Below are 14,847 nucleotides of genomic sequence, written 5' to 3'. Positions count from 1 at the left end.
GTCTCCACAGCGATTAGGAGATCTCAATGGCGAGTTCCACATCCATCAGCGTTGAAGTTGACGGCGTTAGTTACACCGATAACGTCGAACCCCGGCTCTTGCTCGTACAGTATCTCCGTGAGCGGCTGGGCAAAACCGGCACGTTGATTGGCTGCGACACCACCAACTGTGGGGCCTGCACCGTCCATCTTGACGGGGTCAGCGTGAAATCGTGCACCATGTTTGCCGTCCAGGCCGACGGACACAAGGTCACCACCATTGAGGGGATGTCGCAGAACGGCAAGCTGGCACCACTGCAGGAGGCATTCCACCAGTGCCACGCCCTGCAATGTGGCTTCTGCACTCCGGGGATGATCATGCAATCGGCGTCACTGCTCAAGGAAAACCCGCATCCCACCGAGACCGAGATCCGGGAGGGTCTGGAGGGGAATCTGTGCCGGTGCACCGGCTACCAGAACATCGTGGCTGCCGTGAAATCTGTGGCTGACGGTGTGGAGTACGGGGATTCAGGAGTCTGCGTGTCCGAATCCCTGACCCACGAGGTGGCTAAGGAACTCACCGACGATGATAGCGAAACGGCAGGTGTGTCATGAGTACCACAACAGAAAGCGCTCACTCCAGCGGGCCCAGCCCCGAAATTGGCAAGTCGCGCCTGCGCAAGGAGGACGCCCGCCTGATCACCGGCCGCTCCCGGTACACAGACAACATGGTGCTGCCGGGAATGTTGCACCTGGCCATGGTCCGCAGCCCCTACGCGCACGCCAGAATCACCAACATTGAGCTCACCGAAGCAAAGGCCGCCCCCGGCGTTTTCGCGGTCCTGACCGGCGACGATCTGGCTGCTGAGCAGGGTTCATTACCCAACGCCTGGCCCGTGACCCCTGATCAAAAGGCGCCGGCACACCCTGCCGTCGCCATTGAGGAAGTCGCGTTTGCCGGGGAGATTGTGGCAGTAGTGATCGCCCGCAGCTCGGCCGCCGCACGGGACGCAGCTGAACTTGTTGATGTCGACTATGACGAGCTGCCTGTGGTCATGGACTTGGAGGAAGCATTCACGGATGCGGTTCTGGCGCACACTTCACTGGAATCCAATAAGTCGGCCACCTGGGTTTTTGATTCGGCGGAAGCTGGCACGGGCACATCTATTGAGGATGCTTTGGCAGCCTCTGATGTGGTGGTGGAGCGGACCCTGTACCAGCAGCGTCTTATTCCGGCCTTCATGGAACCTCGCTCCACCGTGGTTGACCCCACGGGTGAGCAGATCACCATGTACTCAGCCACCCAGATCCCGCATATCCTCCGTGTGATGCTGGCGTTGACACTGGGCATCCCGGAAAGCAAGCTCAGAGTCATCGCACCGGATGTGGGCGGCGGTTTTGGTGGGAAGCTGCAGGTCACCCCGGAAGAGATCATCACCTTGTTGGCGGCCCGGCGCATGGGCAAACCGTGCAAGTTCACCGAGACCCGCAGTGAATCCCTGCAGGTGGGCCACCACGGGCGGGCGCAGGTACAGAGGATGAAGATCGGCGCCACGAAGGAGGGCATTGTCACCGGTCTTTCCGTGAACCTGCTGGCGGACATGGGCGCCTATCTGGGCTTGATCACCTCCGGTATCCCCATCCTGGGCGCTTTTATGTACAACTCCATCTACAAGTTCCCGGCCTACCGTTTTGAGTGCAACAACATCTTCACCAACAAGCCGTGGACCGACGCCTACCGCGGAGCTGGCCGGCCCGAGGCCACCTTCGCGATTGAGCGGATGATGGACGAGCTCGCCACCGAGTTGAACATGGACCCGCTGGTGCTGCGTGAAAAGAACTGGATCAAGCACACCGAATTCCCGTTCGCCACGGTGGCCGGGCTGGAGTACGACACCGGCAACTATGAGGCTGCCACAGCCAAAGCAGTGGCTCTGTTCGACTATGACGGGCTGCGCGCCGAGCAAAAGCGCCGCCGCGACGCCGGCGCAACCATCCAACTAGGCATCGGTGTCTCCACGTTCACGGAGATGTGCGGTCTGGCCCCTTCCCGAGTCCTGGGTGCCTTGAACTATGCAGCCGGCGGCTGGGAACATGCCCAGGTACGGGTGCTGCCTACCGGGAACGTGGAGGTTGTGACGGGTTCCTCGGCCCACGGGCAGGGACATGAAACCGCCTGGAGCCAGCTGGTTGCCGACCGCTTGGGCGTGCCCTTTGAAAACGTCGAGGTGCTCCACGGTGACACCCAGGTCTCCCAGCGCGGACTGGACACGTACGGTTCCCGCTCCCTGACGGTGGGCGGCATGGCCGTGCTGGCGGCGGCGGACAAGGTCATTGAAAAAGCCAAGGTCATTGCCGCACACCTGATGGAGGCCAATGAGGAAGACCTCGACTTCACCAATGGCGCCTTCACCGTCCGCGGCACGGATACCTCAACGTCCTTTAGCGAGATCGCCTTCGCGGTGTTCTCCGCCCACAACATGCCGGACGGTGTGGAACCCAATCTGGACTCCGAAGCCACCTTTGATCCTGTCAACTTCTCCTACCCCCATGGCACCCACTTGGCGGCCATGGAGGTGGACACTGAAACCGGACAGGTCAAGGTACTCAAATATGTGTGCGTGGATGACATCGGTGTGGTGGTGAACCCTATGATCGTGGAGGGGCAGGTGCACGGCGGCCTGGCACAAGGCATCTCCCAGGCACTGTATGAGGAGGCCGTCTACGACGACGCCGGTACCCTGGTTTCGGGTTCCTTTGTGGACTACCTGGTCCCCGGTGCCCCCGATCTGCCGCACTACATCACGGCCAGGACAGAGACCCCGGCCACGAGTAACCAACTCGGCGCCAAGGGCGTGGGCGAGGCCGGCACCATTGCCTCCACCCCCGCCATTGTCAACGGGGTGCTGGACGCCATCCGCCACCTCGGCGTCACCGACATCAAAATGCCGTGCACACCCTCGCGTGTATGGCATGCCCTGCAGGAAGCCAAGTCCACCGGAGGTGTGCAATGATCCCCAGCGCATTTGATTACGCCGCGCCCACCACCGTTGAGGAGGCCCTGGCCCTGCTCGCAGGAGCCGACGCTTCCGGGGACGATGTCAAGCTGCTCGCCGGGGGCCAAAGCTTGATTCCCGTCATGAAGCTGCGCTTGGCAGACCCTTCCCTGGTGGTTGACTTGGGGCGTATCCCGGGCCTGTCTGGCATTACGGATAACGGTAGTTCCCTGACGATTGGTGCTATGACCCCGCACCATGTGATGGCCACCGACCCCCTGATTGCCGCCCACGTGCCGCTACTTTCCCAAGCGGCGGCCACGGTGGCGGATCCGCAGGTGAGGCATCGCGGCACCTTCGGCGGCGCCTTGGTACACGCCGATCCGGCCGGTGACATGCCAGCACCCGCGTTAGCCATGGATGCTGTTTTCAATATCACCGGCCCCGCTGGCCCCCGCTCCGTAGAGGCGGCTGGCTTCTTCCAGGGCTACTTCACCACGGCCGTGGAGGAAGGCGAGATCCTCACCAGCATCACCGTGCCAAAGTTCGATGGTTGGGGATCCTACTACGAAAAGTTCACACGCGTGGCCCAGCAATGGTCCATTGTGGCCGTCGCTGCACTGGTCCGAGTGGAGGGCGGCGTGATCGCCGAGGCCCGCCTGGGGTTGACCAACATGGCCAGCACTCCCCTGCGGGCTTCTGCCACCGAGGCCGCGCTTGCAGGGTGCGCCGTGGATGCGGAGGCAATTGCCGCAGCCTGTGCACACGCCGCAGAAGGAACTGATCCGGCTAGCGACCTCAACGGGGATGCCGCCTACCGACGCCACCTCGCAACCGTGGTGGCACGGCGCGCAGTGCTGGCCGCCGTCGGGCTTCAAGGGACAAGGGGGTAAGGGCATGGAACTCAACCATCACTTCGCTGTGCCGTCGTCACTGGAAGCCACGTGGCGCTCCTTCAACCAGCTGGAGGAGATTGCCCCATGCTTTCCCGGGGCCACACTGACCGGGGTGGACGGGGACACGTTCACCGGCACGGTCAAGATTAAACTGGGGCCCATCGCCATGCTGTACGCCGGGACGGGAGAGTATTTATCGCGCGACGAGGCCACACACACTGTTATCATCGCGGCCACGGGGAAGGACAAACGCGGTAATGGTACCGCCGGCGCCACCGTGACGGCTGTGCTGAGAGCGGACGGGGACGGGACCACGGTGGATGTCTCCACCACCATGAATGTCACAGGCAAACCGGCACAATTTGGCCGTGGCGTCATCCAGGACATCTCGGACAAGCTGCTGGAGCAATTTGTGCAGTGCGTCATCAGCAAGGCAGAAGGCCCGCCCGAAGATGCGGTAGAGCCCGTTCCGGTGGTGGAAGCTGAAGCACTGGCCGAGCCTGCCGAAAGCAAAACACTCGCCCCGCCACCAACCAGGGCCTCGGCGCCGGAACTGGACTTGGGCCAGGCGGTATTTCCAGTGCTGGCCAAGCGGTTCGGCCCGGCGGTGCTGGCAGCGGTGGCGCTGTTGGGTATAGTGCTGCTGATCTGCGGACGACGGAGAAAGGAAAACTGACGGTCGGTTAGTTTCGGGGCAAAATTAGCCAACGCTCGTTTAGTTTCGGGGGTATATTCGTTAACGCTCGGTTGTTTTCGGGCCAGCGTGAGTCCCGGAGAGTATCAGCAGAGCGATGTGAAAAAAGTTGACGGGTAGACACAGCCCGATCACCGCTTTCGCGCTGATTCCAACTTCAACGAACACCGACGACCACGAGAGTGACTCATGCCTACTACACCCACCCCGCCAACCCGAGGCTCACTGCCGCAGGACCGGGTGGGGATCTGGCGGGATGGATTCGGGCGGACCGCGATCCGCTCGGCGCAGGCATTACTCATTCTGGCCTTCGCCTCGGTTGTCCTCTGGGCAGCCACGAGGGTTCCGGTGGTTATCATTCCGGTCCTCATCGCCCTGATTCTTGCCTCGGCGATCAGCCCGCTGGTGCATTGGCTGACCAAGCGCCACTGGCCTAGGGCGCTGGCAGTTCTTTCCGCATTCGTTGGGATCCTGGCCGTCTTCGGCGGGGTGGTCACCGGCGTTGTCTTCCTGATCCGATCACAGGCCCAAGACTTGGTCTCGAGGGCAGATGATGGCATCGATCAGCTCCACAGCTTCTTGAACAACGGTCCCTACCCCATTTCCGACGCACAGATAAACTCCATCCGGGAATCCGTGCAGAAGTTCATCACCAGCAGCGCCTTCGGAACAGAAGCGCTGACGGGACTGCGTGTTGCCGGAGAAATAGGTGTTGGTGCGGTCCTGATGGCCGTCATTTTGTTCTTCTTCCTCAAGGACGGGCAGAAGATCCGTGATTTCCTCTTCGGTTTCCTCCCTCCGCGCCAGCGCAGAAAAGCTCATACGGCTGCCGAACGCAGTACCGTGGTGCTGGGAGGGTATCTGCGGGGAACCTCTCTGATTGCCCTTATTGACGGTCTTATTGTGGGCATTGCCGTGGCCATCATGCAGATTCCCCTGGCCGTGCCGCTGGGCGTGTTTGTCTTCATTGGGGGCTTTATCCCCATCATCGGCGCCACAGTCGCCGGCTCCTTGGCAGTTCTCGTTGCCTTAATCTTCAACGGCCCCATCGCGGCACTGGTTGTTCTTGCGATCATCGTCGGCGTCAACCAGCTTGAACACCATCTGCTCCAGCCACTGTTGATGGGCAAGGTGTTGAGCATTCATGGTCTGGTCATCCTTCTGGCCTTGGCGGCGGGTTCCACCCTGGCCGGGCTGGTGGGAGCCTTGCTGGCAGTTCCACTCACCGCTGTTGGCTGGACCATCATCAAGACGTGGTTGGAACAGGAAAGCCCACCGGCGCAACGCTCACCCGTTGCCCACCCGGACAGCTGATACGGCACACTGAATGGGGCCCACATTCTCGGCGCGGGTATAGGATCGTTCTTGTGTTGTTTTCATCAGTGAGTTTTGGCCCCGTGGGTCGTTTGGAGGTCGCCGGCTGTTCTTGCGCCGGCGGCAGATAGCCTTCCCTTCCCCGTATTCAACTGCTGCGCTGTGCGCACAGTTCCCCGCCTGTACTTCTATGTGCGCCCCTGCGGGATCTCCTCAACTCTTGTGCCAGCCACTGCTGTAGGCAGTGCACCAGCCGGACAGAATAGGCCCAACACCCATGCTTGCCCTGACAGAAACCCAGATTCGCGCTTCATTCATGAACGCTTCCCAACGAGAGCGCAACAACCTCAACCTCCCAGAAAACTTTGAATCTCTCAAGTGGGACGGACAAGATTTCATCGGTTGGCGCGACCGCAAATACCCCGCTCTTGGCTATGTGATCGCGTGGGTTGACGGCACCCCGCGGGGCATCCTCTTCCGCCACGTCGAGGGCAGGATTCGTTCGCGCGCCCAATGCGCCTGGTGCGAAGACGTAACCCTTCCCAACGACGTTGTGTACTTCACTGCCAAGCGTCCCGGCGCCGCTGGACGAAACGGAAACACCCTTGCTACCCTGATGTGCGCCAACTTTGAGTGCTCCACCAACGTCCGCCGCCCGGCGCCGCCGGCCTACCTTGGCTTCGATGTGGAGGCGGCGAAGGCAGAACGCATGGCCGCACTGCAGGTGCACATCGAGAAATTCATGCACACCATGGCGCCCGGTCTCGATTAGGAGCTGCGACGTGTAGGCGTGCGCTTCGGCCATACTTTGCCCGGCGCCCCTACAATGTTGCCATTCCGCGCTGCACATTCTCCTGTTCCGGCCCCTCTATCTGTTCCCATCATGAAGGCACAGGACCTGGCGGATGAAAAGACGGGGCCGATCCCCATGACTTCGGAGGCTCGGCTCATCGGCTCAACTCCCCCGGGCCGGTTGATTCTAACGATGCCCACGGCATGAGTCACTTGGGTGGAGATGATTTCGAAGTTTTTCGTGCCGCTAGCGGAAGGCGGGTATGCCGGTGATATGGTTCCCCAGAATCAAGGTGTGAACCTCGTCGGTGCCCTCATAGGTGCGCACAGATTCAAGGTTGTTAGCGTGGCGCAGCGGCGAGTAGTCCAGGGTGATTCCGTTGCCGCCCAGAATGGCCCGGGCATCGCGGCAGATCTTGATGGCCTCGCGGCAATTGTTCAATTTGCCGACCGAGATCTGCACAGGTTCCAAAGTTCCGGCGTCCTTCATACGTCCCGTGTGGATGGCCAGCAGTGTGCCCTTTTGGATTTCCAGGAGCATGTCAACGAGCTTTTGCTGCGTGATTTGGTAGGCGGCCAGTGGCTTGTTGAACTGCTGGCGTTGCAGTGAATAGGCCAGCGCCGCTTCATAACTGTCCCGGGCGGCACCCATGGTGCCCCAAATAATCCCGTAGCGGGCCTCGTTGAGGCAGGCGAAGGGTGCGCGCAGGCCCTTGGCACCCGGGAGTGGGGCCTCGCCGGGCAGCCTGAGGTCCTCGAAGCTAAGTTCACATTGAATCGAGGCCCTCATGGAGAGTTTGCCTTGTATGGGAGTCGCTGTGAAACCCGGGGTGTCAGTGGGCACCAAGAAGCCGCGTACGCCGTCGTCCGTCTGGGCCCAGATTACCGCGATCTGGGCTATCGAGGCCAACCCGATCCAGCGTTTGGCGCCGTTCAAAATCCACTCATCGCCGTCCCGCCGGGCAAAGGTTGCCATGGAGGAGGGATCGGATCCGGCAGTGGGCTCGGTCAAACCAAAGCAGCCGATGATCTCACCTTTGGCCATGCCGGGCAGATAGTGCTTCTTTTGCTCTTCGGAACCCCACTTATGGATGGCGCTCATGGCCAGAGATCCCTGCACGCTGACAAAGGTTCGCAACCCAGAATCGCCGGCCTCCAACTCCATGGCGGCAATGCCATATTCGACGGCGGAGCGGCCAGGACATCCATACCCCTGCAAATGCATGCCCAACAGGCCCAGAGCCCCCATTTCCTGCACAATTTCCGTAGGGAACACGGCGTCCTCGTACCACGTGGCAATGTTGGGCCGGATGCGTTCATCGACAAAACGGCGCACTGTGCGCCGTAAGTTCAGTTCCTCCTCACTGAGCAGCGCATCGAGGTTCAGGACGTCCGAGAGTTGGGCGCTGTCTGTACCGGTGCGGGTGGTTCCGGCTGGTTCGGTGTTGTTGCTCATGGTGCCTCTTAGGGGTTTCGGAAGAGATAGTGAAGGGGCGGCTCTAGCAACCGTGGCAGCTGTGGTGGTGGCAAAGCGGTAGAACAGACCGTCGATCACGGATGGGCGCGCCCGGACGCGTTCGCTAGGTGAGTTCTGGTGGATTCATCGCCGTCCTAGTGAACGTGTGTTGAGTGTGTGAGTGTGCCTGCGTGAATCAAAGTGAACTTCCGTTCACTTTTTATGAGCTTAGAGTCAATTTCTGATCGCATCAAGTTGCGCAGCTCACATTTCACGCATCCAGTGACGGGCTCCCGCACACACTCCCAAGCCCGGCCACTGACCCACTGTGGAGCCAATCTTCTCTTTTGTGAGGCAGCCCGCGCGGGAACCTTCGAGACAAACCGTTGGCTGGCACGCACTTTTCACACCGGAACTGTAGCCTTGGACAATGCCCCACTTTGACCTTGTAATTATTGGTACCGGATCCGGCAATTCTATTCCCGGTCCGGAATTCGAACACTTGAACATTGCCATTGTCGAGGACGGCTTGTTCGGCGGAACCTGCCTGAATGTGGGCTGCATCCCCACGAAAATGTTCGTCCACCCCGCTGAACTGGCCGACGCCGCACGGCACGGACGTGCGCTCGGCGTTGACGCACAACTCAATGCCGTGGATTGGCCCGGCATCCGGGACCGGATCTTTGGCCGCATCGATGCCATTGAGGACGGCGGGCGCGCATACCGCGAGGGCCCGGAATGCCCCAATATTACTGTTTTTGCCGGACGTGGCCGGTTCACGGGGCACAAGGCCCTACACATTGACATGCACCACGGCGGCACCGCTGCGGTGACCGGCGAGCGCTTTGTTTTGGCCGCAGGTTCCCATGCCGTGGTTCCACAGCTTGCGGGCCTGCCCACCGGCGCGGAGTTGGCCATGAGTAACACGGTTCATACCTCGGACACCATCATGCGTTTGGAGGAGTTGCCAGCGAGCATCGTGATTCTGGGCGGAGGCTATATTGCTGCGGAATTTGCGCACGTCTTTTCCTCCTTTGGCGTTCACGTTACCCAGCTGGCTCGTGGGAAACGCCTGTTGAAGTCCCAAGATGATGAGGTCTCCGCCCAGTTCACGAAGGAGGCCGCGGCACGCTACACGGTTCTTCTGGAGACCACGGTGACAGGTGTTAAGCAATCGGCTGACGGCGTGGTGCTTGAGGTAACGGGGCCAGAAGGGCCAGGCAAGGTGGCGGCGGATGTGCTGCTGATCGCCACCGGACGCAAGCCGAACGGGGCGCACCTGGACGTGGAGAAAACCGGGGTGGTTCTCGATGATCAAGGCCGGGTGGTGGTGGATGAGTATCAGCAAACCGGGGTTGACGGTATTTATGCGCTGGGTGATATTTCCTCCAAGTTCCAGCTTAAGCATGTGGCGAACCATGAGGCCAAGGTGGTCAAACACAACTTGGCGAATCCTGACACGCCGATTAGTTCAGACCACCGTTTTGTGCCCGCAGCCGTGTTCACAGATCCGCAGATCGCCTCGGTGGGACTCACCGAGGCGCACGCGCAGAAGGCTGGCATCCCCTATGTGGTGAAGGTGCAGGCTTATGCGGACATTGCGGCGGGCTGGGCACGCGAGGACAGCGGCCATTTCCTGAAGGTGCTGGCTGATCCCTCCACGGGCCTGCTGCTAGGCGCGCATGTGATTGGGCCGGAGGCGGCCACCGTGATTCAGCCACTAATTCAGGCAATGCACTTTGGCCAAACCGCCAAGGAGGTGGCCCGCGGGCAATACTGGATCCATCCGGCACTGTCCGAGCTGGTAGAAAACGCACTGCTGGGACTGCCAGAACCACGCTGATTGAGCGTTCTGAGGCCGAGCAAGTTTGTTCAGATCCACGGGTCTTCATCCATGGGTCTTCGGGGCAGTCAGCTGCTGGGTACCCAGGCGCCGCTGGCCACGTGGACTGCGCCTGGGCGGACTTCCACATCGCCCCATGCCAGCGACGGCGAACGCCGGGCCCAGTCAAGGGCCGCATCCAAGGTGGGCACCTCAATGACGACGAGTCCGCCCAGAGCCATCGTTGTCCCAGCCAACGGACCGTCTTGTGCATGTGCAATTCCACTGACCAGGGTCAGTGTGGTGGTATTGGCAGAGGGCTGAAGGATTTGGGCTTCCCGCAAGATTCCGGCCTGATGGAGCGCGGCCGCGTACCGTGACATGGCTTGCTGAGCTTCGGCCATGGCCGCCTCATCGAGATCCTCCGGGTCTTGTTCCGGATAGTGCAATAGAAGTGTGTAGCGCATAGCTAATTCTCTCTCCCCCGGGCCGGCTGGACCAGCCCCTTTTCATAGGCGTGCACCACGGCTTGGCTTGGACACGGCCTTGTACCCCTAGTTTGCCCAAGACACGGGCCTCATTTGTTCGGGCGTCCGGCCTTGGGCCGGCGTAGGCCGAGCACCACAAGGATGATGCCGACTCCCGCGACGATCAGCCCGATGGAGAACCACATTCGGTTACCGGTCATAAAACTTCCCGGGATCAGGTTCATTCCCTGCCCGGCAAATACTCCACCGATGATCACAGCGAGCAGACCGATGGCGATGAGGGCGATGCGCCCGAAACTGCTGTTCATGTTAGCTACATTACCCCTGACCACTTCGCGCTCAACGGTGACAGCCAACAGTTCACGGCTGCAGTCCGAGCCCTGCGGCAATCAGGCCGCTTCACCCAAGAGTCCAGCAGACCGTTGGGCTGACGGGACTAGTCGCGTTCCCCTCACAGTGGGTTGGCCCGTAGTGGAACCACCGAGCATGAATTACCGTTACCGTATGCCTGCGATCCCCACCCGGCGATGTCCGCGAGCGCACTATCTTGAAGCTCGGCTCTTCGAGTGCCATGCTCACGGCAGCCTCTTCCGCGGTGTCACGGTAGCGGGTCCAGGCGGCGAGGAAGACCACCGCGTTGGCCATATCCGTTTGTTGGCCCAAGTGTCCCAGCGGTGTCAGCCTCACTACGGAGCCCACGGCTGTTTCCATATGAGGGAACAGTCCAATCTCTACGATGTCGGTGGCTAGCTTCATACCTATGGGGTTGCCAATCAGCCCCGGGTAGATGCAGTTGACCTCAAGCATTCTGCGCAGGTCCTCCGGATCAAAATCAATCAGCAGGCTTGTCACCTCCATGCCTGCATTGTTGACCAGTATGTCCAGCCCTCCCAATGCTGTCACCACCTGCGTCATGGCCTCATCCCAGCTGGCCTCGTCACGCACGTCCAGATGGACAAACTGGCGCTTCTGTCACCCTGCCGCAAAGCACCGTCTACCCTCACCGGCCTCCAGTAATTTTCCTGCTCCGCTGCTCCTGAGCCTTGGGTCCATACGGGTAAACGCCTACTTGGAGCTCGCTGGCCAGCGTGAGGTTTTTCTTGTCCTCGTCACTTAGCACCAGATTCGCCGCACCCAGATTCTGGGACAACTGCGTAAGGGTCCGCGCACCCAAGATCACCGAGGTGACGGCGGGACGGTCCGCGAGCCAGGCCAGTGCTACCTGTGATGAGCTGACACCGTGGGCAGCGGCCACCTGCGCTACGGCACCCACCACCTCCCACGTATGCGGGTTCGCATTGCGTTCCGCCCACGCTTCCATGCCACGCTGCGGGTTTTCGCCCAACCGGGTAGCACCGGCCGGAGCCACATCCCGTTGGTACTTTCCACTTAGCCATCCACCGGCCAACGGCGACCACGGCAACAGCCCAACACCAGCATCCAGAGCAGCCGGGACAATCTCCAGCTCAATCTCCCGGCTCAACAGACTGTACTGCGGCTGCAATGTCAGCGGCGGGTTCCACCCGTGCGCAGCAGCCACATGAACCGCCTTGGTCAGCTGCCAGCCCAGAAAGTTCGAGAACCCGTAGTGGCCGATCTTCCCGCTACTGACAGCATCGTTGAGAAAGCGCAGCGTCTCCTCCAGGGGCGTGATGGGGTCCCAGGCGTGCAATTGATACAGGTCAATCTGTTCCACACCGAGCCTGCGCAAGGAGGCATCCAAGGCGCGCGTCAAATGCCGGCGGGAGGTTCCGACGTCGTTCGGGGCAGTGCCTGTGGGGAACCTCCCCTTGCTGGCAAGTACGACGGCGTCCCTCGCCTCGGGGCGTTGGGCCAACCAACGGCCTATGATGCTCTCCGAGGCCCCGGCCGTGTAAACATCGGCGGTGTCGATGAAGTTGCCTCCTGCACCAACATAAGTGTCCAGGATGGAGTGGGAGGTGGCCTCATCGGCCTCGGCTCCGAAGGTCATGGTGCCCAGCGCGTAGTTGGAGACTACGGTGCCGCTGCTGCCCAGGGTGTGAAACTTCATGGTGTTCCCCTTGTCATCGGTGTTCACTGTGTTCTGAAACAGCTCACTGTGCCAACTATGCCCCAGCAACGCCTCAATGGGGAGGTTTGCGGCTATCAGCTTAGGGCTGTATCAGTATCCCGATGACTAGATCACAAGAGGGATGCCACGCGCCGCACACCCACGCCAATCTGGGCGATCGAGGCAGCACTGAACGAGAGACGAATGTGGGGTGCCGTGGGCTCATCCACGTAGAACTGGCGCCCGTCACCAATCATCACGCCAGCTGCGTGGGCTGCTGCCGTGAGAACCAGCGAATCACTGCCCTCCGGCAGACGTACCCACAGATGGATGCCGCCGGTGGGAATGTTGGTGATTCTAGCCCCGGGCATGGAGGCATGGACCTCGGCCACTATGGCGTCCCGGCGTTCGAGTAGTCCTGCACGCAGCCGTTTCAGGTGCCGAGGCCAGGCCCCTGAGCTCAACAATCCCAAGGCGATTTCCTGTGCCAGCGGTGGCACACACATGTCATCGGCAATCCGTGCCGTGCGAAGGCGTTCACCGGCAGGGCCCCGTGCCGCAATGGCACCCACGCGGAGCCCTGGCGCGGCGGGCTTGCTGAGGGTGGCGATGGAGACCACGTGCCCGTCAGGATCCTGGGTGAACAGAGGTGGCGGGGCGGTGCCCTCCAGAGCAAGGTTCCTGGCCCAATCGTCCTCAATGATGAAGGCACCGTACTGTTTGGCCAGAGCCAGCACCTCAACCCTCCGCTCCGGGCTCAGCACCGCTCCTGTGGGATTGGCGTAGCAGGGCTGCAGATAGATGAGCTTGGCGCGGGTGCGTTCCAGTGTCTCGGCCAGATGATCGGTGCGAATGCCGTTGGCGTCGGAGGGTACCGCGGCTAGGTGTAGCCCGGCTGCCTGGGCTGCGATGGTGGCACCGGGGTAGCTGGGACTTTCGGTGATCAGTGTGGTGCCCGGATCGGCCAGGGTTCGCATGGCAAACACGAGCGATTGCTGGCCCCCGGGCATGATGAGCATGTCTGCCACATCGGCACCGAGTTCCGCGGCAAACACACGGCGCAAGTCCGGCAAGCCCATGGGAGGCGCCATGGTCCAGGCCCGGTGGCTCTTGGCGCAGCGGGCCCCCAAGGTGCGCAATTCATCAAAGGGCTGAAGTTCGGGTGCCAAATAACCCCATGACAGCTGGACATGATCGGCGCTTCCCTGGGCGTTGAGCCTCCCGGCGCGGCCAGCATCAACCCGTGAACGGCCCAGCGCCGTGGACTGCCAGGCGTAGTCGGATTCACCCGCTGTGTTATTTCCGTTCACGAAGGTTCCACGGCCTGGTTCAGCACGCACCACACCTAGTGCGGAGAGCGCGGTGATCGCCTGTGTGATGGTTACCGGGCTTGCGCCGTAGGTTTTTGACAGCTCCCTGACTGAGGGAAGTTTATCTCCTGCACGCATCAAAGCGGCCTGCTGCTTTAACATGCAAGCGATTTCCTCGGACCTGTTACTGATAGACATGAAACAACTAGATAACGTTACTTCTCATATCGCAAAAGTGTTACCCACTATTGCGCGAAAGATATGGGGTTCGAGGAGGATCGGTACGGAAGGGTCACGGTAAGGGTGTGTCGATGTTTAGTCTGGCTTCGTGTTGAGTGGACCCCGTCTGAAGTCGACTGCACAACTATCAGGATCCTAATGGTTCGGCAGCCCTACGTTGTCCGCGTTCAACGGCCCGGTAGATGGTGGATTGGCTGATGGAGAATAGTTCGACCATTTCGGTCATTGTGCCCCGCATCGCGCAGTTCCAGGAGCTGGGCTTCTTGTTTCAGGGTGAGTTTTTGGCTGGTTTCCCCGGGGCCGGCCGTTGGCCTTGGCAACCTTCATTCCTTCGCGGGTGCGCATACTGATGAGGCTGGCTTCAAACTCTGAAATCATTGCCAACACGTGGAACAGCAGCTTGCTCGTTGGGTCGGTAGGGTCATGGATGGAGCCACCGATGTTGAGTTTGATTTCACGGCTGGCGAGGTCGTCGGCTATTTCGTGGGCGTCCCGGAAGAAACGGGCCAGGCGGTCGAGTTTGGTAACGACGAACGTCTCTCCAGCCCGGCACGCGGCGACGGCTTCGCGTAGTCCGGCGCGATTCTTGTTTCTGCCGGTAAAGCCACGATCAACATGGGCGCGTTCCAACTCGGCACCAAGGGCAGCTAGGTCTTGGTGTCGGTTGAGACGCGCGCGTAGCCAATCAGTATTTAGATATGAGAAATAGTGTGTCGTATAAAGCCCCGTTACCGGTCACTTAGCCGGATGGGTCATACGGGACGGCGCAGGGCTGAACTTCACAATGATGCAGGTCAGGAGCTTGTGCGCCCGGTCAAAGACCGGCTTG

The 14,847-nt window shown here is 60.8% G+C and carries 12 protein-coding genes and 2 pseudogenes; 7 read left to right on the top strand and 7 right to left on the bottom strand.

Going from position 1 to position 14,847, the window contains the following annotated elements; genetic code table 11:
• Positions 1–26 precede the first annotated feature (26 nt).
• From RY113_RS15755 to RY113_RS15730, 6 genes are all read left to right on the top strand, one after another.
• A complete protein-coding gene (locus tag RY113_RS15755) occupies positions 27–593 on the top strand; it encodes a 2Fe-2S iron-sulfur cluster-binding protein (RefSeq protein WP_315915324.1) in 567 nt (188 codons plus the stop codon).
• Positions 590–2,992 carry a xanthine dehydrogenase family protein molybdopterin-binding subunit gene (locus tag RY113_RS15750; RefSeq protein ID WP_315915323.1) on the top strand — a complete coding sequence of 801 codons (2,403 nt, stop codon included), beginning with the start codon at positions 590–592 and terminating at the stop codon, positions 2,990–2,992. Before RY113_RS15755 ends, RY113_RS15750 begins: the two co-directional genes overlap by 4 nt.
• The gene (locus RY113_RS15745) at positions 2,989–3,867 is read left to right on the top strand and encodes a xanthine dehydrogenase family protein subunit M (RefSeq protein ID WP_315915322.1); all 879 of its coding nucleotides are present in this window, start codon (positions 2,989–2,991) and stop codon (positions 3,865–3,867) included. Before RY113_RS15750 ends, RY113_RS15745 begins: the two co-directional genes overlap by 4 nt.
• A gap of 4 nt (positions 3,868–3,871) precedes the next feature.
• A complete protein-coding gene (locus RY113_RS15740) occupies positions 3,872–4,546 on the top strand; it encodes an SRPBCC family protein (protein ID WP_315915321.1) in 675 nt (224 codons plus the stop codon).
• A gap of 207 nt (positions 4,547–4,753) precedes the next feature.
• Entirely contained in the window at positions 4,754–5,878 is a 1,125-nt protein-coding gene (locus RY113_RS15735; RefSeq protein ID WP_315915320.1) for an AI-2E family transporter, read from the top strand.
• A gap of 277 nt (positions 5,879–6,155) precedes the next feature.
• Entirely contained in the window at positions 6,156–6,650 is a 495-nt protein-coding gene (locus RY113_RS15730) for an FBP domain-containing protein (protein ID WP_315915319.1), read from the top strand.
• A 267-nt stretch (positions 6,651–6,917) separates the two neighbouring features.
• Here RY113_RS15730 and RY113_RS15725 read toward each other — a convergent pair whose 3' ends face one another.
• Positions 6,918–8,126: an acyl-CoA dehydrogenase family protein gene (locus tag RY113_RS15725; RefSeq protein ID WP_315915318.1), complete on the bottom strand. Its 1,209-nt coding sequence runs from the start codon at positions 8,124–8,126 to the stop codon at positions 6,918–6,920.
• 430 nt (positions 8,127–8,556) lie between these two features.
• Between RY113_RS15725 and RY113_RS15720 the strand changes: the two genes are divergently transcribed.
• Complete coding sequence (locus tag RY113_RS15720) at positions 8,557–9,969, top strand: mycothione reductase (RefSeq protein WP_315915317.1); 1,413 nt, start codon at positions 8,557–8,559, stop codon at positions 9,967–9,969.
• A gap of 68 nt (positions 9,970–10,037) precedes the next feature.
• Here RY113_RS15720 and RY113_RS15715 read toward each other — a convergent pair whose 3' ends face one another.
• The 6 genes and pseudogenes from RY113_RS15715 to RY113_RS15690 all read right to left on the bottom strand — a co-directional run bounded on the left by RY113_RS15715 (position 10,038) and on the right by RY113_RS15690 (position 14,757).
• The gene (locus RY113_RS15715; RefSeq protein ID WP_110106849.1) at positions 10,038–10,415 is read right to left on the bottom strand and encodes a YciI family protein; all 378 of its coding nucleotides are present in this window, start codon (positions 10,413–10,415) and stop codon (positions 10,038–10,040) included.
• A gap of 110 nt (positions 10,416–10,525) precedes the next feature.
• Complete coding sequence (locus RY113_RS15710) at positions 10,526–10,744, bottom strand: hypothetical protein (protein ID WP_146213056.1); 219 nt, start codon at positions 10,742–10,744, stop codon at positions 10,526–10,528.
• A gap of 91 nt (positions 10,745–10,835) precedes the next feature.
• Positions 10,836–11,390: pseudogene (locus tag RY113_RS15705) on the bottom strand (SDR family oxidoreductase); the annotation flags it as partial.
• A 46-nt stretch (positions 11,391–11,436) separates the two neighbouring features.
• Positions 11,437–12,468, bottom strand: coding sequence for an aldo/keto reductase (locus tag RY113_RS15700; protein WP_315915316.1), 1,032 nt, complete (start codon positions 12,466–12,468; stop codon positions 11,437–11,439).
• A 131-nt stretch (positions 12,469–12,599) separates the two neighbouring features.
• Positions 12,600–13,976 (bottom strand): PLP-dependent aminotransferase family protein, encoded by a 1,377-nt coding sequence (locus RY113_RS15695; RefSeq protein ID WP_315915315.1) that lies wholly within the window; start codon positions 13,974–13,976, stop codon positions 12,600–12,602.
• 169 nt (positions 13,977–14,145) lie between these two features.
• Positions 14,146–14,757, bottom strand: a pseudogene (locus RY113_RS15690) (recombinase family protein).
• Positions 14,758–14,847 lie beyond the last annotated feature (90 nt).

Origin of the sequence: Arthrobacter sp. lap29, from assembly GCF_032458965.1 — a bacterium.
GTDB lineage: Bacteria > Actinomycetota > Actinomycetes > Actinomycetales > Micrococcaceae > Specibacter > Specibacter psychrochitiniphilus.
This window is presented reverse-complemented; position numbering and strand designations above follow the sequence as displayed.

Coding starts and splice junctions, on each gene's coding strand:
- RY113_RS15755 (WP_315915324.1), top strand. CDS start 27: ATGGCGAGTTCCACATCCATCAGCGTTGAAGTTGACGGCGTTAGTTAC.
- RY113_RS15750 (WP_315915323.1), top strand. CDS start 590: ATGAGTACCACAACAGAAAGCGCTCACTCCAGCGGGCCCAGCCCCGAA.
- RY113_RS15745 (WP_315915322.1), top strand. CDS start 2,989: ATGATCCCCAGCGCATTTGATTACGCCGCGCCCACCACCGTTGAGGAG.
- RY113_RS15740 (WP_315915321.1), top strand. CDS start 3,872: ATGGAACTCAACCATCACTTCGCTGTGCCGTCGTCACTGGAAGCCACG.
- RY113_RS15735 (WP_315915320.1), top strand. CDS start 4,754: ATGCCTACTACACCCACCCCGCCAACCCGAGGCTCACTGCCGCAGGAC.
- RY113_RS15730 (WP_315915319.1), top strand. CDS start 6,156: ATGCTTGCCCTGACAGAAACCCAGATTCGCGCTTCATTCATGAACGCT.
- RY113_RS15725 (WP_315915318.1), bottom strand. CDS start 8,126: ATGAGCAACAACACCGAACCAGCCGGAACCACCCGCACCGGTACAGAC.
- RY113_RS15720 (WP_315915317.1), top strand. CDS start 8,557: ATGCCCCACTTTGACCTTGTAATTATTGGTACCGGATCCGGCAATTCT.
- RY113_RS15715 (WP_110106849.1), bottom strand. CDS start 10,415: ATGCGCTACACACTTCTATTGCACTATCCGGAACAAGACCCGGAGGAT.
- RY113_RS15710 (WP_146213056.1), bottom strand. CDS start 10,744: ATGAACAGCAGTTTCGGGCGCATCGCCCTCATCGCCATCGGTCTGCTC.
- RY113_RS15700 (WP_315915316.1), bottom strand. CDS start 12,468: ATGAAGTTTCACACCCTGGGCAGCAGCGGCACCGTAGTCTCCAACTAC.
- RY113_RS15695 (WP_315915315.1), bottom strand. CDS start 13,976: ATGTCTATCAGTAACAGGTCCGAGGAAATCGCTTGCATGTTAAAGCAG.